The sequence below is a fragment of the Flavobacterium rivuli WB 3.3-2 = DSM 21788 genome (assembly GCF_000378485.1).
GTDB lineage: Bacteria > Bacteroidota > Bacteroidia > Flavobacteriales > Flavobacteriaceae > Flavobacterium > Flavobacterium rivuli.
Window position 1 is genome coordinate 216,668 of the sequence record NZ_KB899969.1, and the last position, 23,974, is coordinate 240,641.

The window sequence follows — 23,974 nt, forward strand, 5'->3', positions numbered from 1 at the left end:
TTCACATTTGAATATATCCAAAAGCCAAATTAACAAAATTTTATGAATTATGAAATATCTAAAAAATTAATATAGAAACTACCCTAAGGAGTTAATCTTGTCGTATATAATGTTGCTTTCAAAGCCTTTCCGTAATAAATAATCAACAACCTTTTTCTTTTTATTTAAAATGCTACTGCCGGTTATGCTGTTCCACTGCTTTTCGGCAAGGGCATTAAAGGTATCAATATATTCATCCTCGCTTATTTCTTTTAAGGCTTTATCTATATTGTATTTAGATATGCCACGCATTTTAAGTTCGTTAACAATACGCCTTTTACCGTAATGTTTAATCCTGAATTTACCACGGGCAAAACTACAGGCAAAACGTTCTTCGTTTAAAAAATTGTGTTCTATAAGATGTACAATTATAGCATCTGCCGCCTGGGGTATCATGTTAAGGCTCTTTAGTTTTTGCTGTACCTCTTCATGGCAGCGGTCCTGGTATACACAATAGTGTTCCAGTTTGCGTTTTGCTTCTTCTACAGTATATGATTTATAAGGCTCGTTCATGAGGGCATAAATATAAAAAACATCCTGTTGCCACTACTTATAAACGAGGTTAAAATTGTAATGCATAAAAAAAACGGGCCTTAGCCCGTTTTAATAATCTTATAAGAACATACCGCCCGAAACTTCTATGCGCTGTGCGGTTATCCATCGTGCATCATCGGTACACAAAAAAGCAACTACGCCGCCTATATCATCCGGCAGGCCTACGCGGCCCAGGGCAGTTTGCGATGCAAGAAAAGTGTTTACCTGTGCATTGTCGCGTACCATGCCGCCGCCAAAATCCGTCTCTATGGCACCGGGAGCCACGATGTTTACATTAATGCCGCGTGCACCAAGTTCTTTAGCCTGATATTTTGTAAGGGTTTCCATTCCGCCTTTCATAGAGGCATAAGCTGCATATCCGGGTGACGAAAAACGCGCCAGTCCTGTAGAAATATTTACAATACCGCCGCCATCATTTAAAACCGGCAATGCTTTTTGCGTAAGAAAGAACGGGCCTTTAAATTGTATATTTACAAGGGAATCAAAATCTGCCTCATTGGTTTCGGCAAACGATGCATGAACACCAATGCCTGCGTTGTTAACCAGATAATCAAATTTATCTGTACCAAAAGTAGTGATAAGCGTTTTGCTGACTTCGGCATAAAAAGCGTCAAAGCTGGCAGCTTCACCTACATTAAGTTGTAATGCGGCAGCCTTTTGTCCCATCGCTTCAATTTCCGAAACCACAGTATCGGCTTCTCCCTTTTGGCTGTTGTAAGTAATTATAACATCAAGCCCTTTTTTGGCAATTGCCAAAGCCATATTTTTCCCAAGTCCGCGGCTGCCGCCGGTTACAAGTGCAATTTTAGATTGTGCCATTTTGTATATATTATTGTTGTTATTAAATTTTTATACTACAAAGTTACGGCAGGGTAAAGGGCTAAAAATGGTGTACTCTTCAGTATTTAGTTTTATCTTTTTACCACATAAAGGTATAGGCGCAGAATGTTATAAAGTTAAGAGCTATGCTTAGGATAGCTTACATAGATAATGCTGGTTAACAAACCTATGTTTTCGCAAAGCGGAACTATAGTGCCTTGTTGCACACTAAAGCCTATGTATCTATGTTGTAAAATCTTCCTGACTACAAATTGAGACTGATCACTGCCAACTAAGAACTCTTCCTGTATTGCAAAGGCGTTACGCCTGCCATGCTTTTAAAAAATTTAGTAAAATTAGTAGGCTCATCATAGGCAAAGCGCTGGCCGATCTCGGCAATAGAAAGCGTCGTTTCCTTAAGCAGCTTTTGGGCTTCAGCAAGAATGCGCTCCTCCATATAATCACATACCGATGTATTAATAGCAAGCCGCAACGTGGTGGTAAGGTGCCGCGGATGTATAAAAAGTTTTGACGCAAAGTCGCTGGCATGAAATCGTTTTGTAGCGGTGCCGTTCATCAGGTCGGTAAGGTGCTGCTCTGCAAGGTGTACAAAGTTGGCCGCAATTTCGTCTTTACGGGCAAGGACCTTAACGGGTACGTCGGTGGTTTTTGTTTCAGTTTTCATGTTTCAGGTTATGGGAAAGCACTAAATTACAAAAGAAACTGTATTTTTGTGCAACAACATTACTCAATGCCCAAAAAGAATCCGGACCAGTTTAGCTTATTTCCCGAAACGCTGTATGAATACCACATACTGCTTTCGCCAAGCGATGCTATAAAGGAAGATGTAGACAACATTAAGCAGCAGCTGCACGAACTTATAGGCATTGCCGAGCGTGACCGCAAATCTATAGCGCACATTACACTGCTAAAAATGGAAGCCTTTGAATCTACCGATGTAAAAGACCAGATTAAAAAAGCGGTTTCCGGTTTTACAAAATTTACCATTAAAGTTGCCGGGTATGATAAATTTGAACATGGGCAGGAACGTACTTTTTACCTTAAAATAGAAAACCCGCATCCGGTAGACGATCTTGTATCGGCTATTAAAAGACCCAACAGGAAACGCGTTCCTAAAATTGTTAACCGCCAAACCAGCATTATTGATAAACCATCTTTAGATAAGCCTAAGAAATTAACTATGGTTCCGCATATTACCATTGCGCGCAATATCCCGTTTACCGACTTAGAAAAAATTGAAGACTTTACCCCCTTTGAATACCAAAACGAATGGTTATGCGACCGCATTGTTATTCGTAAACGACTTGCCGGCACCGATAAGATTTTTACCCCTGCCGGTGAAGTGAAGCTGGGGTAGAGGGATTTAAGATTGGTCACCTGATAATTTAAGATTTCAGAATTCAGATTGAACTTCACATGTGCAAACATTGAGAATAACGCATCAAAATAATCCGGCAGGAGTGTAGTTGAATCTAAAATCCACCTTCAGAAATCTGAAATCAAACTACTTCCCATACGCACTCGGTTTCATATTCGTTCTCTTTTTAAAATAGTTAGAAAGGTGGCTTTCATCGGTAAAGCCAAACTCGTGAGCAATTTGCTTAATGGGTATACGCTTTCCGGCAATACGTTTTTCTATCAGTTGGGTACGCAGGTTATTTATGTAGTCGCGGTAGGTAATCTCGAAGTTACGCTTAAACCAGGCGCTAAAATAGCTTTGTGCAATATTAAAATGGGCGGCAATAGCTTTAACCTGAACCTTGTTTGGGCAGTAAATATGCTGGTGAATGTAAGCAATAACCTGTTTATTGTCGGGGGCGTAGCCCTTGGCAGGCAACTCCATGGTTTTCATGGCCTCACGGATGAGCCCAAAAATAGATAGCACCTGGTAAAATACTATGGGTGAAACCGACACATCTTTACGGCTGTTATAAGCCGTAATGTTGCGTACGGTATTGTGCAAAATAGTGCGGCAGGGCTCGTCGAGTTTCAGGACGGTTTCCTTTAGCAATTTTTCACGCATAAATTGTTCCGGTGTGTTGTACAGCATATCATCGGTAGCCAGGTTTTTATTCAGGCTGAAATAGCTGTCGGTAAACTTAATAAAAACAAAACGGGTACTGTCATGAATATCAAAGTAATGCTCATCGTCGGGTGAAATGGCAAACAGGTCGCCCTCGCAATAGGGGATGAGGTTCTTATTAAGGTGATGGATGCCGCTTCCTTTTATAATGTAAATGAGCTCATAATAGGTATGGCTGTGCACGGGCAGGTGAAATTTTTCCTCTTCAAACTCATCTATTACAAGGGTGTCAAACTGGTTGAGCTTCTTCATGAAGCAAAGTTACAATTAAGTGTCATAAATATACAAGTTTTTTAGGGTCCTGTATAGTAAATTTGCACGTTCTAATCCCCTTTAGAACACTACAACTATGAAATTAAGTTTACTGCCGCTCGCACTGGGTGGCCTTACCATTGGTATAACCGAATTTGTGATGATGGGCCTCCTGCCCGATATTGCGCAGGACCTTAAAATATCTATCCCTACTGCCGGGCACCTTATATCGGCATACGCCATAGGGGTAGTGGTAGGTGCACCGCTGCTGGTTATTGCAGGGCGCAACTATCCGCCAAAGAAAATGCTGCTGGCTATGGCCGCAATGCTAACCGTTTTTAATGCATTGTCTATAATTGCACCGGGATACAACCTGTTGCTGGTGAGCCGATTTTTGTCGGGATTGCCGCACGGGGCATTTTTTGGGGTGGGTGCTGTGGTAGCAAGCCGACTTGCCGTTAAGGGTAAAGAAGCACAAAGTGTGGCCGTAATGTTTAGCGGGCTAACGGTAGCAAACGTAGTGGGAGTTCCGTTAGGTACTTACATAGGCCATAATTTTACCTGGCGCTACACTTTTGTTATTATAGCCATTATCGGGCTCATAACATTTATATCGTTAATAGCCTACCTGCCTAAAATAGAAACAGGAAAAACTACAAACATAAAAACTCAGCTTACCTTTTTTAGTAAACCGCAGGCATGGCTGGTAATGTTTATAACGGCTATAGGCTGCGGTGGCCTCTTTTGCTGGATAAGCTACATTGCACCGTTACTTACAGATATCTCCGGTTTTGATGCAGAGAATGTACCTTATATATTAATGCTTGCAGGTGTAGGCATGGTAGCAGGTAACCTTGTGGGTGCCCGCCTTGCCGATAAATTTTCTCCGGCACATACCGTGTTTGCAGTACTTATAGGTATGGGGGCAATACTAACGGGGGTATACTTTTTATCGGCTAACCAGTATTTGTCTTTAACATTAGTATTCCTTACAGGGTTTACGGCGTTTGCGCTTATAGCACCTGTGCAAATGATGATGATACAAACAGCCAAAGGTGCAGAGATGATCGCTTCGGCAGCCATACAGGCAAGCTTTAATATAGGTAATGCATTAGGTGCATTTTTGGGCGGGTTGCCCATTGTTTATGGGTATAGCTATGCCGCGCCTAACCTTGTGGGTGTAGGTATGGCACTTATCGGGGCACTTGCAACTGTAGTATTTATTAAAACGGCGCAAGGTTTTGTACCGCTAACAGCCGGGGAAAAAGCGATGATGCATTAAGAAATTCATAGTACAAATGTTTTACAATTATTAAGTGCAGATTATTAAAAGTTCATAAAAAACTGTACTTTGTAATAGTAATTTACATATATGAAATACTATTGTTTACTGCTTGTATTACTTGTAATTTCCTGCCGCAATAACGATGGTAAGGCTACATATACTGCCGGATCTTCCATAAATATAAACGGCTTTACAATTATAACCGACACTATAACTATTAACCAAAATGAAAACATCGTACCAGAGTTAAAGTATGGCGATAACTATTACTGCTTGTCATATAGCAAAGATAGTTCGGACGATTACAGTTTTAATAGTTTTTATATAATAGATAAACTCTACAATGTAAAAAAAGTTGAGGGCACGCCGGGTTATACAGACTTTGGTACGAATGATATGCATGTACGTCATGACAGCATAGTTGTTAAATCTGCTTTCGATGCTGTTTCCTCTTCCTATCTGGATGAAAAGAATAAGAAATGGGAAACAATAAAAGCTGATGATGTAATTTTTGAGGATGCTGACTATTATGTTACTTCACTTGACTTTGGCGAATGGGGTAGTGCTACCTGGTTTAAGGATAAAAAGACCGGTACTGAATATGAGATTGCAGGGATACTGCCTCCCGAAATTAAAAAATTTAAAGGTATATATTATTTGATAAGTCCAAGTGAAATTAATAGTGTAAGTGATCCTAAATTATTAAAAAAAGCAGGCAAGGGTGCTTACAAAAGTTTTTTTGGTAACAAGAAAGCAGGAGCTTTTTATAGCCGTGAGCATTCCTATAAAAACGAAGGTTTAAATAATATTTTCAGGCGCAAAATCACGTATGAAATTGAAAATTCATTTTATATAGGTCCATCTTTTATACATAATAATGATATTTGTTTTGTTGTAAGCGATAGTTCTAAAACATACATTGCAAAGGCACAAGGCAAAGAATTACTTCCTGTAGCAAATATTGGTAACTTATATACAAAAAGATACACGAACCAGTACCGCAACTTATATCGTAACAAAACAATTAAATTTGCTACAAGAAACAGATACCTGCACGGTCTGATGGAAATCAGGAATGATACTATATTATTACATTATTTTAAGCAAGGCGGGAAGTAAATAAGCCACAAAACCTGAAAGCAGGTTTGTGGCTTACCATAAATTTATTTGATACTTTCAAGGCTTCTTACCTTCTGTACTTCGCCATAAACTCTTCTGCTTTTGTTACCATGTTAGTACTTCCGCAAAAGAAGGGTACACGCTCGTGCAGTTCTGTAGGGATAATTTCCATGATACGGCCAAAACCGTCGCTGGCACTGCCGCCTGCCTGTTCTGCAATAAAAGCCATTGGGTTGCATTCATACAATAATCTTAGCTTACCTTTAGGTGCCTTAGAGCTTGTAGGGTACAGGTAAATGCCGCCTTTTATCATATTACGGTGGATATCTGCCACGAGGCTGCCTATATAGCGCGATGTATATGGCCTGTTGTCTTCCTCACGCTGGCAGTACTTTAAATAATCTTTTACGCCCTGCGGAAAATGCACATAGTTACCCTCGTTTATAGAGTAAATGTTTCCGTCTTTAGGAAACTGCATGTTAGGGTGGCTCAGGTAAAAAGTACCTATGGCAGGGTTAAGCGTAAAACCGTTAACGCCATGCCCGGTAGTGTACACCAGCATGGTACTGGTGCCATAAATAACATATCCGGCGGCTACCTGCGCAATGCCGGGCTGTAAAAAATCGTCAATAGTAACTGGAGAACCTATTGGGGTAACTCGCCTGTAAACAGAAAAAATGGTACCCACAGGTACATTTACATCTATATTACTCGACCCGTCCAGCGGATCCATCAAGACCACATACTTGTTATTGTGGCACTCATCTTTGCCTTTAATAACAATAAAATCGTCGTTTTCCTCACTTGCAATGCCGCACACAATCTCACGGTTTATGAGCGTCTGAATGAAAGTTTCGTTAGCAAATACGTCGAGTTTTTGCTGGTCTTCGCCCTGAATGTTCTGTTCGCCCACTGCGCCCACAATGTCTACAAGGCCTGCTTTGTTCACTTTGTAGTTTACTACTTTTGCCGCCAAGCGTATGGAGTTGATAAGCCTTGACAGCTCTCCCGAAGAATATTTAAATTCTTCCTGCTTCTCAATAATAAATTCTCCTAAGGTTTTGTTCCTTTCTTCCATGCTAATCTCGTTATAGTTATGGTTACGCACAAATATCCAAATTTTTGTGATATGAAAATAAATTATTATTTGGAAGTGGTTTTGACCGTATTTTTGTGCAAATTTGGTTTATGATCATTCGTAAAGGAATAGTACAGGATATGCCTGCCGTGCTGGAACTGATAAAAGAACTGGCCGTTTTTGAGAACGAGCCCGATGCTGTTGTACTAACGGTAGCAGACCTTGAACGTGACGGTTTTTGCAGCAACCCCTTATTTAATACATTTGTTGCCCAGGTTAACGGTAAAATAATAGGTATGGCGCTGTTTTATTACAGGTATTCTACCTGGAAGGGCAGGACCATCCATCTGGAAGACCTTATAGTTACAGAGAGCATGCGCGGTACCGGTGCCGGAAGCCTGCTGTATAAAGAAGTTTTTAAATTTGCGAAAACCGAAGGGGTGCGAAGGGTAGAGTGGGCAGTGCTGGACTGGAATACCCCGGCTATTAATTTTTACGAAAAAACAGGTGCTACAGTATTTACCGACTGGCGTGTGGCACAAATGAACGAGGAAGGAATTACTACGTTTACAGCTAATTTATAAAGAGAAAAGTATACTGATTAAAGAAATAGAAATAAAGGGTTATTCATGAAAGTATTTAAATTTGGAGGTGCATCTGTAAAAGATGCCGAGGGTATAAAAAACGTTTACAACCTGTTACAGCAAGTAGGCCATGAAGATGTGCTGTTAGTGATAAGTGCCATGGGCAAGACTACCAATGCGTTTGAAGTGGTTATAAAGAACTACTTTGATAAGTCGCCGGAGTTGCAGGCATCTATACAGGAAGTACGAAAGTACCATAACCAGATTTTAATGGAACTGTTTGACGAAGAGGCTAATCCGGTTTTCACGGCAGTAACCAAAATTTTTACCGATCTGGAAAGCTTCTTTAAAAACAACAAATCGCCCAACTATAACTTTGTTTATGACCAGGTGGTAAGCCTTGGCGAGATAATTTCAACCACTATTGTAAGCCACTATTTTAACTATTTAGGCTTAAAGAATTACTGGCTGGATGTGCGCGAATTTATCAAGACCGATAATACCTATCGTGATGCCATTGTTGACTGGGAATCTACCCAAAAAGCAATCTCTAAAAATGTTAAGAAAAAGAATCTAAATATAACTCAGGGATTTTTAGGCAGTGATGATAATAATTTCACGACTACCTTAGGCCGAGAAGGGTCTGATTATACGGCGGCTATTTTTGCATATTGCCTTAATGCCGAAAATGTTACCATTTGGAAAGACGTTCCCGGTGTACTTAATGCCGACCCGCGTTATTTTGAAAACGCCATACTGCTTAACCAGATATCGTACCGCGAGGCTATAGAACTTGCCTTTTACGGGGCTACGGTTATTCACCCTAAAACATTGCAGCCACTGCAAAAAAAGGAAATTCCGTTGTATGTAAAATCGTTTATAAATCCACTGTTACCGGGTACATGTGTGAGCAAGGGTGCCGACTTAGAGCCGCAAACACCATGCTTTATTGTTAAAAAGAACCAGCTGCTTATATCATTATCATCACTTGATTTTTCTTTTATCATGGAGGAGAATATAAGTGAGATATTTATGTTGCTGCATAAATATAAAATAAAAGTGCACCTTATACAAAACACGGCTATAAGCTTCTCTGTCTGTGTAGATGATAAATTTGGTAACTTCCCGGAACTTAAAAGTATCCTGTCTAAAAAATTCCACGTTACGTATAACGATAATGTATCGCTGTATACCATCCGTCATTTTAATGAAAAATCGGGAGATGCAGTTGCAAAAAATAAAGAAGTATTAGTAAGGCAACTAAGCCGCGAAACAATGCAGATTGTTACTAAAGATATTGCGAATTAATTAAGTTCCAACGCGGCTGTTCCAAAGGTTTCATTCTGAACGTAATGCAATGAAGTGAAGAATCTCAATTATTTGATAATTAAGAGATATTTCCTTCGTCAGGATGACGAAAAGCACGTTTAAGTGCTTTCGGGACAGTCTCTTTTTAGAACTTGCAACTAAACCTTACAATATGCAGTTTTCAACCCAAATACCCATACCGCAGGGCGATATTAAAATTGACCATACCTCACGGGTGGTGTCTTTAGGATCGTGCTTTGCGGTAAACATAGGTCAAAAACTGGACTATTTTAAATTCAGAAATAGTACAAACCCGTTTGGTATACTGTTTCATCCGCAGGCGTTGCAAAAGTTTATAGGCTTTGCAGTACACCAAAAACAATTTACCGAAGCCGACATTTTTTTTCATAATGAACGCTGGCATTGTTTTGATGCACATTCCGACCTTAGCCATTCTGATAAAGAGGTTTTGCTTACTAACCTTAACGCGGCAACCACTTTAGCACATGCGCACTTACAATCAGCTACACATATGCTTATAACTCTGGGCACTGCCTGGGTTTACAGAAATATTCAAAGTAATGAACTGGTTGCCAACTGCCACAAAGTACCCCAAAAAGAATTTACCAAAGAACTGCTTTCGGCGAATGCCATAAAAGAAAGTTTGCAGAATATTATTGCCATGGTTGCAGGAGTAAATCCGGCAGCGCAAATTATATTTACGGTATCGCCGGTGCGGCATATAAAAGACGGCTTTACCCAAAACCAATGGAGCAAGGCAAACCTCATTTCAGCTTTGCATGAGGTTTTACTAACTTCCCCTTCGGGGGTTGGGGGGCTTGACTATTTTCCTTCATACGAGATCATGATGGACGAGCTACGCGATTACCGCTACTACGCCGAAGACATGATACACCCAAGCCAGACGGCTATAGATTATATTTGGGAACGCTTTACGCAGTCATGGGTTTCGGAAGGTTCTGAAGGTGTGATGAAGACTGTCGACTCTATACAGAAAGGATTGCAGCACAGGTCGTTTAATCCCAACTCGGCACAGCATACAGCATTTTTATCTAAGCTTAACGATAAAATTTTGCTGTTGCAAAAGCAGTATCCGCACATTGCTTTTTAAGCTTACTATAACATAGTTTCCTGCAATTATTGGTACATTTAAATAAAAACTAAATGCTTAAGAAGATACTTATAGTAGTTGTTATTGTTGTTGGGGTTTTTCTTGCTTTTCGCTACTGCGAATTTAAGAAGGACGACGATAGCACTACCATTGAGGAAACTGCCCTTATACAGGAACAGATAAAAAATGTGGGCAAACTGGTAGTTACCGAAGGGCATTTTAGCGAGGTAATGACCTACAAGGACCAGCAAAAGTATTTTCTGGATATGATGTCTTTCGAGAAGAAAGCGGTTGTGATAGTAAATGCCGATGTTACTGTAGCTTACGACCTGAGCAAAATAGAATATGATATTAATGAGGTTACCAAAACCATTACCATTAAAAATATCCCGAAAGAAGAGATAAAAATAAGCCCCGACATTAAGTTTTATGATGTGCAGCAAAGCAAGCTTAACGAGTTTACCGGCGATGATTACAACAAGATAAACAAAACTGTAAAGGAAAGCCTTGCCAAGAAAATTGAGAAATCGTCTTTAAAATCAAATGCGCAAAACAGGCTGATAAGTGAACTTTCTAAAATATTGATACTTACCAACACGATGGGCTGGAAGTTAAAATATAACGGCAATGTAATTACCAATACCGAAGAACTTAAGCTTTAGCCTTGTCTTTTATCGACTTTGATTTTTCGTCTATAAGCGTATTTAATTTTTTATAATTAAAGATGGTAAAGAAAATATAGGTTATAAAAATGAGCGCGTATATCATGAACATCCTTATGCCCGATACTTCGGTAAAAAAGAGTATCATCATTGCCACAAAGCCTATTATCCAGGTTATAAGCAGTGAGCCGTACAGTATGGAGTAAAAAGGTTTAAGGTAGGGGTACAGCCCGATTTTCCTTAAGATATACAAAGGCAACGTAAGGGCAAGGATAAGCAATGGCATACCAAAGGCCGACCACATTACAATATACTGCCTGTTAGCTTCTATCTCCTTAATAAAATCGTATAGTTTAAAACTGAACTCCATGATATTCTTTTTCCTGTTCTGATATTTGTAAAAGTGTTTTTTCTTTGTAACCTAATAGCTTAGCCAGTATAACGGGAGGAAACTCGGTTATGCCTATGTTGTACATATTTATGCTCTCGTTAAAAAATTCCCGCCTGTCGGCAATGGCATTTTCCAGTCCCGACACCCTGTTTTGTAATTCGGTAAAGCTTTGGGCAGCCTGTAGCACCGGGTAATTTTCAGATACTGCAAAGACAGATTTCATAGCCTTATCCATCTGGTTAGAAAGCTCCACCTTATCGTTAGCATTTGTTGCATTTAAAAAACGGGTACGCAATTCGGTTAGTTTTTCAAGAGTAGTGGCTTCATAGCCCTGATATTCTTTAACGACTTTTATAAGGTTAGGTATTTCATCAGCACGCTGCTTTAAAAGCACATCTATATTGGCAAAAGCTTTATCGGTATTAAACCGCAGCATAACCAGCTTGTTGTATGAAGATATGATTACACTTATTAATCCTACAACAAGCAGGACAATTATAACTAAAGCAATTATTGGATTCATAAACTATTAGAATTTAGAGAAAAAATCATCCCAGTTAAACATAGCCGAATTTAGCGTAACCACTACTGTGTCGCCCTTTATAGTAACAGCAGATATAAGCACAACTGCAGTGAAAAATGCAAGTACACAAGAAAACACTATAAACGAGTTTATTAAAGGCCTCGTTTGATTATACATAGTAACAGCACTTTTTGGCGCTATGGCAAATACATCTTTTACACTTTCATGCTCTATGATGGTTTCATTATTTTCACGGAGTGATGCCTTGCCAATTATCAGTACTTCATCATTTTCTCTTATTAAATATTGGGTATAGCGCTTGCTGCTGTTAGTGTAGCGGCCGTCCTGCGCTACCCAGATAAATTCTAATTTGTCGGGAGTAACAGGTACGCTTCCTGTGTCGTCCTGAATAAGAAATTCGTTACAGCGGGTTTCAGACAGTATCTCGGTATAACTATCGCGCCCATCCTTATCGGTAGATATTCGTTCTACCACATACTTATAGCCTATACAGGGAATGTTATCTATTGGGGCGGTCATCTGGATTTTTGCTGTAAGCGTACCCTGTACCTCTACGAGCCCCATAGCCATAGACCTTATTTTTGATGTAGGCAGTGTAGCCTGGTATTTTTTGAAACGGTTTTTAGAACTGGGAAGCATTGCCATTATAATGGCAAAAGCAATAATAATTACAAATGCATACGGCCCTGATGCTAAGAACAGCGGCCCCAAAATTAGCACCGCTGCAAAAGCTAATATCTTTTTCCAGAGGGGTTGTTTTGCTTTAGGGTATTGCCTTAAAAACGCTTTCTCTTCGTCATTGCCTTTTATTGCCGTATAAATCCCGGCAATGATGCCTGATATAAATACCGATGCAACCAGTACAATAAAAGCAAGCAACCCAAAACCCGCACCCGGTAAAGAGGCAAGCCCTATAATTGCAGGATTAAGCGCAAAGAATATCCATTTAGGGCGAAGCTTTATGTTTAAAAGGCTGCCCACAATAAGGGTATGAAATATTGCTATAGCGCAGGAAAAAAACATCAGGAAGATTACCAAAGATATATCCTGCTGCTGGTTTTTAAAAAAATCCAGAAATTCGTTCATGCTATAGCTTTCAAATTTTAAATAAATGTAGGATTAAGTTTATGTACAAAACCCGTTATTAACATTTATTTAAAATTTGCCAGCCTTTAATTCACGCTTTCTTTTTCAAATATAAGTTCGAGGCCGCCATCTATAAGATGGGCAATTTTAGGCCTCCTGTTCTTTAAGTCGTCAAGGTGCTTCATTACTTTATCAAGCAAATCGGCATTGTTTTCTTTATGTAGCAACTCGACAATTTCTACCGATAGTAGCCAGTCGTCATTGTGGTTTTGCTGCAATTCTGTAAATACACTATCAAGGGTAAGCGTTGCCGTTTTACCAGCCCTGATATCTCTTACAGTCTGGTACAGGTTTTCCAGTTCTTCGCGTTCGGCAGAACGTTTTGCTTTGATGGTTTTGCTCGATGGTACATGCGATATCATATCGAAGCTATTTACATCGGCAGGGCCGGAATAAGCAGAGATCACTTTTTTACCCACAGCCATATCATAAATACCCCATTCCGGCTGAAACAATACAGTATCATTATGAGTAACGGTACAGTTTTTAAAGCTGATAAGGATTATTTTGCCCTGTATATTTCGTGTACCGGTAATAATTTCTCCGGTTACAGTAACCCCTCCTTCAAATTCCAGCGTTACCCTTTCGCCTTCGTAAATAGCGTAAGCTTTAAGGTCGAGCGGACTCATATCTTCTATAGCCAGGTTAATGCCTTTAAGCTTGCCCACAGGGCTGCCAAAACCTTCGGCATGATAATCGGCGCTATGTCCTACCAGTTCTTTTTCGCGATAAGACAATGCTGTTTTACCGGTTGTCTGAATATAAACGGGCTTTCCATTTTCTTCTATAACATTAGTAAACATACCAGATACCTGTATACCGGTGCTTAACTCTATTGTTCCTAAAGCTTTAGATTTTATAAGTTTCTCCAAACCTGAAAGCCCGCCGGTGCGCAGTGCCATTTTATTGGCAAACTCTTCGAGCACCTGGCTCAGGTAAGCAAAATCGGGTGTTACGTAAAGTTGCGGCTGTAATTTTGTAATATCAAAACCCTGGTAAGCAGCATCAATGCTGTAAGGTATTTTCTTAACATTATCGGTCATGCACCATGCGCTTTCGCCAATAGACGACAGCAAACCGGCACCATATATTTTAGGGTTCTCAACTTCGCCTATAAGTCCGTATTCCACCGTCCACCAATGCAGGTTTCGTATCAATGCCATTTCAGATGGCTCTACAGGATCGTTCTGTAAATCCTCTACCTTTTTTTCTATAGCATCAATATCAGCCTGTGGCGTACCTTCAGCTTCTTTAAGTATCGATAATAATCGTATTGCCTCATAAATCTCGTAATCCCTGGCCGATGATATTGCCTTACAGCCTATCTCGCCAAAACGCCTTAGGTATTCGGCATATTCAGGGTTTGCAATAATGGGCGCATGCCCGGCACCTTCGTGAATAATATCGGGTGCGGGGGTATATTCTATATGTTCTAACTGGCGAATGTCCGACGCTATTACAAGCACATTATATGCCTGAAACTCCATAAACGCATTAGGCGGAATAAAACCATCTACCGCTACAGCAGCCCAGCCTATTTCCTGCAGTATGCGGTTCATGCCATACATACTGGGAATATTATCTACCTCTATGCCTGTTTTTTTAAGGCCGTCAAGATACGAGCTGTGTGCTACACGGCTTAGGTAATCAACATTTTTGCGCATTACATAACGCCACACTGCCTGGTTTATGGGAGTATAGTCGGTATAATCCTGTGGTTTTATAAACTGCCTTAAATGTGTGGGCAAACGGTCTATAAGAGGGTTACTTGTTATGGCTGTGCTCATGTTGTTTTTTGTTATTAACTAATGTAAAATTACGAATTTAATATGTAATAGCGCATTTATGGCATTACTTATAAATTATCTTTAAAAGATTTCTTCAAACCGGGTTTGTTATTTCGGCGAGGATGAATACGTATAAGCTCTAAAATCTATTAGAATTTTATTTAATTCAGAACGCTGTTCTAAAGTAAAAATATTGTCATAATCGTTTAAAAGTCAGAATTAGAGTAGATTTTTAGTTAAGACTTGTCGTTAAAGAATCGAATATTTTCTCTTAGATCGATCTTTATCAATTTATTCTTTCTATAAATTGATAAAATTGTAGAGTTTTTCGTTTTTGACAAACTGTCTCCAGTATTGATACTATAATATTCTGTTGGCCATAGAACAAGTTCCCTTCCATTGGACAGTTGTATCGTAAGAAAATTATGTTCATATTTATCTACAAACTTTCTTTCAACATTACCTTGATATTCTAATTTTTTCATATTATTAATATATCTGGTAAAATCTCCTTCTGATTTACAACCAAATAAAAATATTAATGAAATAATCATCGATAATTGTAGATGTCGCGTTATGTTTTTTTGCATTATATATAATATTAAAATGTAATAACAGTCAATACGAGACATAATTCATTATTAATTGGGTATTATACTTCCCATTTTAAAGATAGTGCCTTCTGAAAATCCTAAATTAAATGCTGGTAAAATATAAGACGCCCAATTTCCACCACAATCTTGAACTAATCCTATATCAATGGACAAACCCACCCCATAACGGATATTAAATAGTTATCGTTTCTCACCCCGGCTCCCTCTCCTAAAGAGCGGGGTGAAAGCTTTATTTGCAAACTGCGACTCAAACTACTTTTTCTCTAATACAGCCCTAATCATATTGTCTTCTTTAAGTATCATTTCGTAGTAGGGTTTATCGCTTAAAACCTGGCGGGCAAATTCTGCAGCGAGGTACCGTTTTACCTTTTCTTTATGCGGCTCCAGTTTAAATACAAGCCCGTTCTTTAAAAGGTAGGCATTAAAAGCTTTAAAGTATGTGTCGCCGGTTGCAACCTGTTTAGCGATCCCTTCTGCCGAAAGGCCACTAAATTCTTTGCGTTCTTTATCAAGCTGTTCAAAAATAAAATAGCTTGTTATACCGCTTTGCATTACCATAGCAATAGCTTCGTCGCCGTGCTTGCCCTCAAGCGGAACAAACACATCGGGTACAATACCCCCACCACCATAAACAGTCCTGCCTTTTACCGTTTTAAACTTTAAAGTGTCGGCTACTTTTATACTGTCGGCAGCATACAGCTCGCCGCTTTCATACCGTTTCTGGAAATCATTAAAATAAGCCTCGTCGCCATTGGCATAACTGCGCTGTATAGACCTTCCTGATGGCGTATAATACCTTGCCACCGTTAAGCGCACGGCACTACCATCGCCAAGTGGCATTTCGCGCTGCACTAATCCTTTACCATAAGAACGGCGGCCTACTATAATACCACGGTCGTTATCCTGAATGGCGCCGGCCAATATTTCGCTGGCCGAAGCACTGTTCTCGTTTATAAGCAAATATAATTGCCCGGTTTCAAAAATACCTTTGCTTGTGGCATCGGTTTCATCCACCCGGTTTTTCTTATTTTTTGTTTTTACAATAAGTTGCCCGTCCTTCAAAAATTCATCGGCAATCTCTACCGCTTTTTCAAGATAGCCTCCGCCATTGTCGCGAAGGTCTACCACTAAGGACGTTGCACCGTCTTTTTTAAGCTGCACAAGCGCCTTATGAAATTCGTCATACGTAGTTTCGGCAAAACGGTTTATTTTAATATACCCTATGGAAGGCCTTAACATGATAGCGGCATCAACACTTTTTATAGGTACCACATCGCGTGTTACATTTACCTTAAATTGTTTTTTATCGCTTTTTCTAAAAACAGTTAGCGTGAGCTTAGAACCCTCTTCGCCTTTAAGTTTAGAGAAAAGCGTATCGTTGTTTAACTTTCGCCCATAGAGTTTAAAGTTATTGGCATATAATATACGATCGCCAGCCTTTAGGCCAGCCTTATCGCTTGGGCCGCCGGGAATGGGTTTTATAACCGCAACAGAATCTTTATACATGTAAAAGTTAACACCAATACCTACAAAGTCGCCTTTCATGCTTTGTGCCACCCCCGCCATTTCGTCTTTAGAAATGTATACAGAGTGTGGGTCGAGCTTTTCGAGAATATTGGTTACAGTAAGGTCTACAATAGAGTCGGTGTTTACTTTATCTACATACTCATTATCTATAAAATCAAGCAGTTTGTTAAGCTTGTTCTTATGAGAGCCGGTAGATGCCATACCCATCTTCCCTGCCTGTTGTGCAGGAAAGTTAAGAAAACTGCCCAAAAGCATCCCAATGGCAAGCACAGTTGCCAGGAGCAAGGGAATGTAAATTTTATTTATTTTCATTATATCTGGTCCAGGTCAGGCACACACTCTACCGTTACGCCCGCCCTCGTTAAAAAGTCTATACCAGAGCTATCTTTATAAGACTGCTGGTATACCACCCTTTTAATGCCCGACTGGTGTATTAGTTTACTGCAGTCTTTGCAGGGCGACATGGTAATGTATAGTGTTGCGCCTTCGCACGATTGTGTTGAACGGGCAACTTTTAATATAGCATTCGCTTCGGCATGCAGTACGTACCATTTGGTAAGGTTCTCTTCATCCTCGCAGCAATTCTCAAAACCCGATGGTGTCCCGTTATAACCGTCGGATATTATCATTCTGTCTTTTACAATAATTGCGCCAACTTTCCTGCGCACGCAGTACGACAGCTGCCCCCATTCGCGCGCTATGCGCAAATAAGCCCTGTCATATTTATTTAGTTTTTCTGTCATTATAGTATCAGGAAACCCATTGCCTAAAGTTAGTGTGGCAAAGGCCTTTGTTTAGTTAATTAATTACCAAATTTCGCTTTCTATTATCATAGGTAATACAACACCCGCTACAAATGCCGATGTTACCAATACCCAGTCGCGCTTACTAAGCTTACCAAAGCGTTGCAGCATGAACGACAGTACAAGAACGGTAAGCACTACAATAAGTTGTGCGCCCTCTATGCCCAGTGCAAATTCCAGCAGGGGGAGCAATTTACTATCGCCTTTATCTATTATAATTTTAAAGTAATTGCTAAAGCCCAACCCGTGTATAATGCCAAAAAACAATGTAGTAAGTGCTATAAAATTAATGCTGCCGGCACTGGCTGCTTTTTTGGCAGATGTAAACAGGTTGTACAACGCCGTAGCCAGTATGGTTATGGGTATTAAAAATTCTACATAGGTACTGTTTATTGTAAGTACATCGTAAACAGATAATACCAGTGCGGTAGTATGCCCAATGGTAAAGAGGGTAACGAGTAGCAGTATGTTTTTCCAGTCTTTAAAAGTGTAAGGCACGGTAAGTGCCGTGAGAAACATTACATGGTCGTAAGCATGTATGTCTAAAACGTGGTGAAGGCCTATATTGAAATACAACCAAAAATCGGTCATGGCAATAGCATATAATTTAAGCGTAAACTTACATTATTTTGCAGAATTAATAAAACACCAACACGTTATAGTTAAGTATAGCATAAAATCTTTTGCCAAAATTATTTACATCCTAAAATATAACGGTATATTTGCAAAAATTTTTAGCGTAATAGTACTATGTCCATTTCAGATTTGTTCGATAGCGGTTTTAAAGACAGGAATAAAGGCCATTTTGCCTCAATTGTAAGGGTTGCCATGGAAAACGGCCACCTGAGTGAAGAAGAAAGACACTTTCTTGACAAACTTGCTGTTCGCCTTGATATAACCGATGCCGAATATAAAGAGATTCTTGCAAGCCCTTTTAGCTACCCTATAAACCCGCCTTACCTGCACACGCAGCGACTGGAACGTTTGTATGACCTGAGCCGTATGGTATATGCAGATCATATACTTGGACCTAAGCAAAAAGAAATACTTACACGTTTTGCACTTGCCCTTGGGTTTACGCCGGGTAACGTGAGCTATATAGTAGACAAAGCTTTATCGCTACTGGTACTTAACGTAGACAGCGACACTTTTGTATACGAAATGCAACACATGAATAAATAGCAGTTATCTGCTTTATCATAATAATATCCCCGTTGAGTTTTAACTTATCGGGGATGTTTTGTATATAAAGATGTTGCAAAATATACCCGTAAACTAAAAATTACATTTTATCCTTATATTTGGCTATAAAAATACGTAGCCGCATGCCTAAAAAAATATCGTATAGCTTCCCTGCACTATTGCTGCTGCTGTGCCTGTTTTTTTGTACAGGCTTGCGTGCAGATACCGGTAATACTGCGCATTGCGACACACTTATACAACGTGGTATAAAGGCCATGTGGAAAAAAAACCATGTACGCTCGCTCGAACTTCTTACTGAGGCGCGTTCTATGGCCGAAAAGAACCGTTGGTACAAACAACAGTTCTTAGCTACAAATAATATAGGGGCTAACTATTACTCGCTCTTAGATTATGGCGAAGCATTAAATTATTACCTTGAAAGCTATACCATTGCTGTAAAAAAACTGGAGCCTAAGTACGAAATGGTAGTGCTTAACAATATAGCCATTTTATACAGCAAAGAAGAAGACTATGCTAAGGCTAAAGAATACTTTAAAAAGGCTTATGATATTGCCAAAGAAAACAAAGACAGTTTTAAAATAGGCCTTTATGCCATGAACCTGGGCAATGTATGCAACGAAGCCGGCAATTTTAAAGAAGCCCGTAGCTTTTTTACTGAGTCTCTGCCTTACTTAAAGGATAATGTTGATATGTACCTGATGGCAGAAACGGGCCTTGTAGAGAACGATCTGCTTATGGGGCACAGCATCCAGGCCCGTGAAAAAGCCAGTTCTATTTTGAGCCGGATACAAAATGCTGAAACCAATGATATCTGGCTGTCGTTAATGCTTGTTATAACAGAAAGTTATACAAAAGACAAAATGTACCCCGAAGCAATAGCAACTGCCAATAAGATACTGGCTACCAAACCTAATATCGAAATTAAGAAAACAATATTTGGGCTCTTAAGCGATACTTACTCTAAAAGCGGGCAGTATAATGCTGCATTGCAATATAAAGACTCTGTTATAGCAGCAGAGAAAAAACTGTATAAAATAAAGAACAGCCAGTTATACAACAACAGCCGTGTAAAGTTTGAAATTCAGGATTATAAAAACCAGATAGCCATTAATATTGAAAAGTTGGCTGCAGAGCGCAAGCTTTTTTACTACGTCATTGCTGTTATCATAGCAGTCGTGCTCATAATTATCCTTGCATTGCGCAACCTGTCTGTAAAGCACAGGCAAAAGCAGCTGCTTGCAGAGCGCAACGAAAAGGTAATGGCGCTGGAACTGGAAAAAGAAAAGAATGAGAACCTCTTGCTGGAGCAGCAAATAAAAGAGCGCGAAACTACAGGGCTTTTAGAGCAGGAACGCCTTAAAGGCGAAATAGAGGCGCGTAACCGAAAGCTATCGGCAAAAGCATTATATCTTTCCGGGCGAAATGAGCTTATAGAAGATATACTGTCATCTGTATCGGGTACTACAGAGCTGTCTAAAAACCCGGCACTTGCAGGGCATATAAAAACCTTAAAAACGCACCTTAAAACTAACGATGAGTGGGACAGTTTCCTTACCCATTTTGAAGAGGTAAACCAGGGCTTTCTTAGCCGCCTTAAAGCAAAGCAACCTGCTCTTACAGCTAACGATGTGCGTTTTATAACCTATATTTATATGAACCTCAATACTAAAGAAATAGCCTCTATGCTTAACATTACTGCCGAAGCCATTCGTAAACGTAAAGAACGACTCGCTACAAAAATGGAACTGCCGGAGGGTACTTCGCTATATGATTACCTGTCGTTTATATAATATTAGAATAATTTGTAATTTTGAGCGTGGAGTAGTCGAAGAATCTCATTTGGCATTGCCTTGGATATGTAAAGGGTGCTTTATCTTTTCTTTTGTCTTGAAACAAAAGAAACAAAAATTCAAGGCTCTAACTTTTTGTGCTACAAATTATAAGCCTCAGCTAAATCATTTGAACTCGCTGCGCTCAAACAGCAAATGATTTTTAAGGCTTCAGCATATAATTTGCTTAACGCAACGAAGTTTAAGGCCTTAGCTTCACTCTTAACCACAATACCATTAGGTATTTCCCACCCGTTAAAATTTTTCGTAACTAAAAGTTAATAGAGAAAAATAATTATCTTTAGCCGGCCTGCTATAGCTGTCTTATAATGCTTTAACCAAAACAGGAACACAAATGAAGAAAATTTACTTTGCTATAGTAGTAGCATTGCTTAGTGTTGCAAACTCTTTTGCACAACAAGACCCCCACTACACACAGTACATGTACAACATGAATGTTATTAACCCGGCGTATGCAGGGTCAAAAGAGCACTTGTCCTTCGGCCTTTTGTACCGCAAGCAGTGGGTAGATATCTCGGGAGCACCAAGCACCGGGACATTTTCGGGCCACAGCCCTGTGGGTAAAAATGTAGGCTTAGGCTTATCGGCCATAACCGATAAGATAGGCCCGGTAAACGAAACCAACGTATATGCCGATTTCTCGTACACCCTTAAGCTGGGCGGAGAGCACCGTTTAGCATTAGGCTTAAAAGCAGGCGCAACCTTCCATAAGGTAGGATTGTTTGACGATATAGCAAATGGTTATGTACCGGCCCCCGATGACCCGGCCTTTGGGCAAAACATCAGCAGGACCTACTTTAACGTAGGTACGGGTATCTTTTACTACACCCAAAAATACTACTTGGCCCTATCGGTGCCCAATATGCTAAAAAGCAAGCACCTTGACTACAGGAGAGATAACATTGGCTATAAGTTCGGCTCTGAAGAATCACACTATTTCTTAACGGGAGGGTATGTATTCGAGATAGGCGATAACTTTAAGCTAAAGCCATCGTTCATGGTAAAGTCAGCCTTTGGGGTAGACCCATCAATAGACGGCTCGCTTAACGCGCTGTTCTTCGATAAGTTCGAGATAGGTGCCACCTACAGGATAGACGACAGCTTTGGCGGAATGGTAAACTATGCCATAACCCCGAGCATTAAAATAGGCTATGCGTATGACCACATAACAAGCGACCTAAAGGTAACCACCCCTGCATCGCACGAATTCATGCTGCTGTTCGACCTTAACTTCCCGAAAAAAGTATCACGTTCACCACGTTATTTCTAAACCATGAAAAACTTATATATAGCACTTGGCTTTTTTGTGGCTACACATGCCTGGGCACAAAGCCCCGCTACCGAAACTGCCGATAAACTTTTTGCCCGTTTTGAGTATGTAGATGCCGCCAAAGAATATTTAAAGGTGGCAAAAAAGGGTAAAGACCCATACGTATACCGCCAGCTTGCAGACAGTTACTACAATGTATACAACAGTAAAGATGCCATAATATGGTATGCCAAAGCTGTTGAAACAAAACAGGATGCAGAGATATATTACAAGTATGCACAGATGCTAAAAGCAGAAGGCAAATTTGAAGAAGCCAATACACAAATGGCGAAATTTGCATCGATAGCCCCTAAAGATCAGCGTGCCATTGCCTTTAAGCAGGACCCTAATTACCTGCCTAAACTGCGTAGCCAGACTAAATTGTTTGACGAACAAATATTAGACATTAATGATAAAAAGTATGGCGATTTTGGGGCTGTGGTATTAAACGATAACAGCTTTTACTTTGCCAGTTCGCGCAATACATCGCGCAAAACGTATGGGCGCGACGAGCAGCCATTTATGGATATTTACACTGCAACTTATAGTGATAACGGTACCATAAGCGAGCCTAAACCTTTAAGCGAACTAAACACTAAATACCATGATGGTCCTCTTGCCATTACCGGCGATGGTAATATTATGTATTTTGCCAGTGAAAGTTTTAGGGAAGGCGATTCTGAAAAAGCCAAAGGGCAAAAGAACAGCCTTATTTACCTGTATAAAGCCACTAAAGAAAATGGCAAATGGGGTAATGTTGTGGCATTGCCATTTAATAATGTTAAGTGGTCTACCGGCAATCCGTCGGTATCTAAAGATGGTAAAACGCTGTACTTTGCATCTAACAGGAAAGGCTCTATAGGTGCGGGTACAGATATTTGGAAAGTAGATGTTAAAGGCGGCAACAGCTATGGCGAGCCGGTAAACCTGGGCAAGAAAATTAATACTGAGGGAAATGAAAATTACCCTTTTATAGCCGATGACAACAAGCTTTATTTTGCATCAGACGGGCGTAAGGGCTTCGGGGCGCTCGATATTTTTTATATAGACCTTGCCCATGATGGCGAGGCCATAAATGTGGGGCTTCCGGTAAACTCGCCTAAAGACGATTTTGCCTTTACCTTTAATGCCGATAAGAATATAGGCTTTTTTGCCAGTAACAAGGCGGGTAAAGATAATATGTATAAGGCTATCCCTATTTGCGGAGTTGAGGCTATTGTTACCGTGATAGACGCTTCTACAAAAAAGGTATTGGCCAATGCCAAAGTTGCCATACTGGACGATAAAAATAATGTTATTGAGACTAAAATTACCAATACTGCCGGACAGCTTAACTACAGTGTAGATTGCGATAAGGCATTTATATTGCAGGCATCGGCAACGGGATATGAGAACAGTTCGGTTACATTGCCTAAAACAAAAGGCGGTACCATTGATATTACTGCTAATTTAAACCCGCTTGCAAACATTATTGTAGATGGCAAGATTGCGCTTAAAAATATTTACTTCGATTTTGATAAAAGCAACATAACCCAGGAGGCTGCTTTTGAGCTGGATAAACTGGTACAAACCATGACGCTGTACCCTAACATGGTAATATCTATAAAAACACATAGCGACAATCGTGGCAGCGACGAGTATAATCTTCAACTGTCAGACGAGCGCGCAAAATCTACCGTGCAGTATGTAATATCTAAGGGTATTGCGCCAGATCGTATAAGCGGTAAAGGCTATGGCGAGACCGAGCTTCTTATTAAATGCGATAATTGTACCGATGAGCAGCATGCGCAAAACCGCCGTGTAGATTTTATTATAGTAAAAAAATAATCGCAATTGGTAAACTAAACAGCCCCACAATTTGCG

23 protein-coding genes are annotated in these 23,974 nt (G+C 40.0%); 11 read left to right on the plus strand and 12 right to left on the minus strand.

All coding sequences use genetic code 11. The features are described 5' to 3' along the window. Positions 1 to 78: 78 nt before the first annotated feature. The 3 genes from F565_RS0109830 to F565_RS0109840 form a co-directional block, all read right to left on the minus strand. The gene (locus F565_RS0109830) at positions 79 to 552 is read right to left on the minus strand and encodes a regulatory protein RecX (protein ID WP_020213052.1); all 474 of its coding nucleotides are present in this window, start codon (positions 550 to 552) and stop codon (positions 79 to 81) included. A gap of 99 nt (positions 553 to 651) precedes the next feature. Then, the gene (locus F565_RS0109835; RefSeq protein WP_020213053.1) at positions 652 to 1,413 is read right to left on the minus strand and encodes an SDR family NAD(P)-dependent oxidoreductase; all 762 of its coding nucleotides are present in this window, start codon (positions 1,411 to 1,413) and stop codon (positions 652 to 654) included. A gap of 292 nt (positions 1,414 to 1,705) precedes the next feature. After that, positions 1,706 to 2,098 (minus strand): helix-turn-helix domain-containing protein, encoded by a 393-nt coding sequence (locus tag F565_RS0109840; protein WP_020213054.1) that lies wholly within the window; start codon positions 2,096 to 2,098, stop codon positions 1,706 to 1,708. Between the two features lie 66 nt (positions 2,099 to 2,164). Here F565_RS0109840 and F565_RS0109845 point away from each other — a divergent pair, with 66 nt between their 5' ends. Then, positions 2,165 to 2,791 carry a 2'-5' RNA ligase family protein gene (locus F565_RS0109845; protein ID WP_020213055.1) on the plus strand — a complete coding sequence of 209 codons (627 nt, stop codon included), beginning with the start codon at positions 2,165 to 2,167 and terminating at the stop codon, positions 2,789 to 2,791. A 147-nt stretch (positions 2,792 to 2,938) separates the two neighbouring features. On the opposite strand, the gene F565_RS0109850 is transcribed toward F565_RS0109845, so the two are convergent. Further along, complete coding sequence (locus F565_RS0109850; RefSeq protein ID WP_020213056.1) at positions 2,939 to 3,769, minus strand: helix-turn-helix domain-containing protein; 831 nt, start codon at positions 3,767 to 3,769, stop codon at positions 2,939 to 2,941. A gap of 97 nt (positions 3,770 to 3,866) precedes the next feature. On the opposite strand from F565_RS0109850, the gene F565_RS0109855 reads away from it, so the two are divergent. Together F565_RS0109855 and F565_RS0109860 are read left to right on the plus strand one after the other, a co-directional pair. Next, positions 3,867 to 5,051, plus strand: a complete 1,185-nt coding sequence (locus tag F565_RS0109855) for an MFS transporter (protein WP_020213057.1) — start codon at positions 3,867 to 3,869, stop codon at positions 5,049 to 5,051. Positions 5,052 to 5,141: 90 nt separating this feature from the next. After that, the gene (locus tag F565_RS0109860) at positions 5,142 to 6,173 is read left to right on the plus strand and encodes a hypothetical protein (RefSeq protein WP_020213058.1); all 1,032 of its coding nucleotides are present in this window, start codon (positions 5,142 to 5,144) and stop codon (positions 6,171 to 6,173) included. A gap of 67 nt (positions 6,174 to 6,240) precedes the next feature. Here F565_RS0109860 and fbp read toward each other — a convergent pair whose 3' ends face one another. Further along, on the minus strand, positions 6,241 to 7,251 hold the full coding sequence (gene fbp, locus F565_RS0109865; protein WP_020213059.1) for a class 1 fructose-bisphosphatase: 1,011 nt from the start codon (positions 7,249 to 7,251) through the stop codon (positions 6,241 to 6,243). A 110-nt stretch (positions 7,252 to 7,361) separates the two neighbouring features. On the opposite strand from fbp, the gene F565_RS0109870 reads away from it, so the two are divergent. The 4 genes from F565_RS0109870 to F565_RS0109885 all read left to right on the plus strand — a co-directional run bounded on the left by F565_RS0109870 (position 7,362) and on the right by F565_RS0109885 (position 10,937). Then, positions 7,362 to 7,835 carry a GNAT family N-acetyltransferase gene (locus tag F565_RS0109870; RefSeq protein ID WP_020213060.1) on the plus strand — a complete coding sequence of 158 codons (474 nt, stop codon included), beginning with the start codon at positions 7,362 to 7,364 and terminating at the stop codon, positions 7,833 to 7,835. Between the two features lie 45 nt (positions 7,836 to 7,880). Continuing rightward, on the plus strand, positions 7,881 to 9,143 hold the full coding sequence (locus F565_RS0109875; protein WP_020213061.1) for an aspartate kinase: 1,263 nt from the start codon (positions 7,881 to 7,883) through the stop codon (positions 9,141 to 9,143). A 172-nt stretch (positions 9,144 to 9,315) separates the two neighbouring features. After that, complete coding sequence (locus F565_RS0109880) at positions 9,316 to 10,275, plus strand: GSCFA domain-containing protein (RefSeq protein WP_020213062.1); 960 nt, start codon at positions 9,316 to 9,318, stop codon at positions 10,273 to 10,275. Between the two features lie 53 nt (positions 10,276 to 10,328). Further along, positions 10,329 to 10,937: a DUF4230 domain-containing protein gene (locus F565_RS0109885; RefSeq protein ID WP_020213063.1), complete on the plus strand. Its 609-nt coding sequence runs from the start codon at positions 10,329 to 10,331 to the stop codon at positions 10,935 to 10,937. Here F565_RS0109885 and F565_RS0109890 read toward each other — a convergent pair. From F565_RS0109890 to F565_RS0109925, 7 genes are all read right to left on the minus strand, one after another. After that, on the minus strand, positions 10,927 to 11,307 hold the full coding sequence (locus F565_RS0109890; RefSeq protein WP_020213064.1) for a hypothetical protein: 381 nt from the start codon (positions 11,305 to 11,307) through the stop codon (positions 10,927 to 10,929). The genes F565_RS0109885 and F565_RS0109890 overlap by 11 nt on opposite strands. After that, complete coding sequence (locus tag F565_RS0109895) at positions 11,291 to 11,851, minus strand: LemA family protein (protein WP_020213065.1); 561 nt, start codon at positions 11,849 to 11,851, stop codon at positions 11,291 to 11,293. Before F565_RS0109895 ends, F565_RS0109890 begins: the two co-directional genes overlap by 17 nt. A gap of 6 nt (positions 11,852 to 11,857) precedes the next feature. Continuing rightward, on the minus strand, positions 11,858 to 12,958 hold the full coding sequence (locus tag F565_RS0109900; protein ID WP_020213066.1) for a hypothetical protein: 1,101 nt from the start codon (positions 12,956 to 12,958) through the stop codon (positions 11,858 to 11,860). 86 nt (positions 12,959 to 13,044) lie between these two features. Then, the gene (locus tag F565_RS0109905) at positions 13,045 to 14,805 is read right to left on the minus strand and encodes an aromatic amino acid hydroxylase (RefSeq protein ID WP_020213067.1); all 1,761 of its coding nucleotides are present in this window, start codon (positions 14,803 to 14,805) and stop codon (positions 13,045 to 13,047) included. A gap of 866 nt (positions 14,806 to 15,671) precedes the next feature. Then, entirely contained in the window at positions 15,672 to 17,258 is a 1,587-nt protein-coding gene (locus F565_RS0109915; protein WP_020213069.1) for a S41 family peptidase, read from the minus strand. After that, on the minus strand, positions 17,258 to 17,689 hold the full coding sequence (locus F565_RS0109920) for a deoxycytidylate deaminase (RefSeq protein ID WP_020213070.1): 432 nt from the start codon (positions 17,687 to 17,689) through the stop codon (positions 17,258 to 17,260). Before F565_RS0109920 ends, F565_RS0109915 begins: the two co-directional genes overlap by 1 nt. Positions 17,690 to 17,752: 63 nt before the next feature. After that, positions 17,753 to 18,340 carry a HupE/UreJ family protein gene (locus F565_RS0109925; RefSeq protein ID WP_020213071.1) on the minus strand — a complete coding sequence of 196 codons (588 nt, stop codon included), beginning with the start codon at positions 18,338 to 18,340 and terminating at the stop codon, positions 17,753 to 17,755. 159 nt (positions 18,341 to 18,499) lie between these two features. Between F565_RS0109925 and F565_RS0109930 the strand changes: the two genes are divergently transcribed. The 4 genes from F565_RS0109930 to F565_RS0109945 all read left to right on the plus strand — a co-directional run bounded on the left by F565_RS0109930 (position 18,500) and on the right by F565_RS0109945 (position 23,938). Continuing rightward, positions 18,500 to 18,931 (plus strand): tellurite resistance TerB family protein, encoded by a 432-nt coding sequence (locus tag F565_RS0109930; RefSeq protein WP_020213072.1) that lies wholly within the window; start codon positions 18,500 to 18,502, stop codon positions 18,929 to 18,931. 143 nt (positions 18,932 to 19,074) lie between these two features. After that, positions 19,075 to 20,742 (plus strand): tetratricopeptide repeat protein, encoded by a 1,668-nt coding sequence (locus tag F565_RS0109935; protein WP_020213073.1) that lies wholly within the window; start codon positions 19,075 to 19,077, stop codon positions 20,740 to 20,742. Between the two features lie 394 nt (positions 20,743 to 21,136). Continuing rightward, on the plus strand, positions 21,137 to 22,072 hold the full coding sequence (locus F565_RS0109940; RefSeq protein WP_020213074.1) for a PorP/SprF family type IX secretion system membrane protein: 936 nt from the start codon (positions 21,137 to 21,139) through the stop codon (positions 22,070 to 22,072). A 3-nt stretch (positions 22,073 to 22,075) separates the two neighbouring features. Then, positions 22,076 to 23,938: an OmpA family protein gene (locus F565_RS0109945; RefSeq protein WP_020213075.1), complete on the plus strand. Its 1,863-nt coding sequence runs from the start codon at positions 22,076 to 22,078 to the stop codon at positions 23,936 to 23,938. Positions 23,939 to 23,974: the final 36 nt, after the last annotated feature.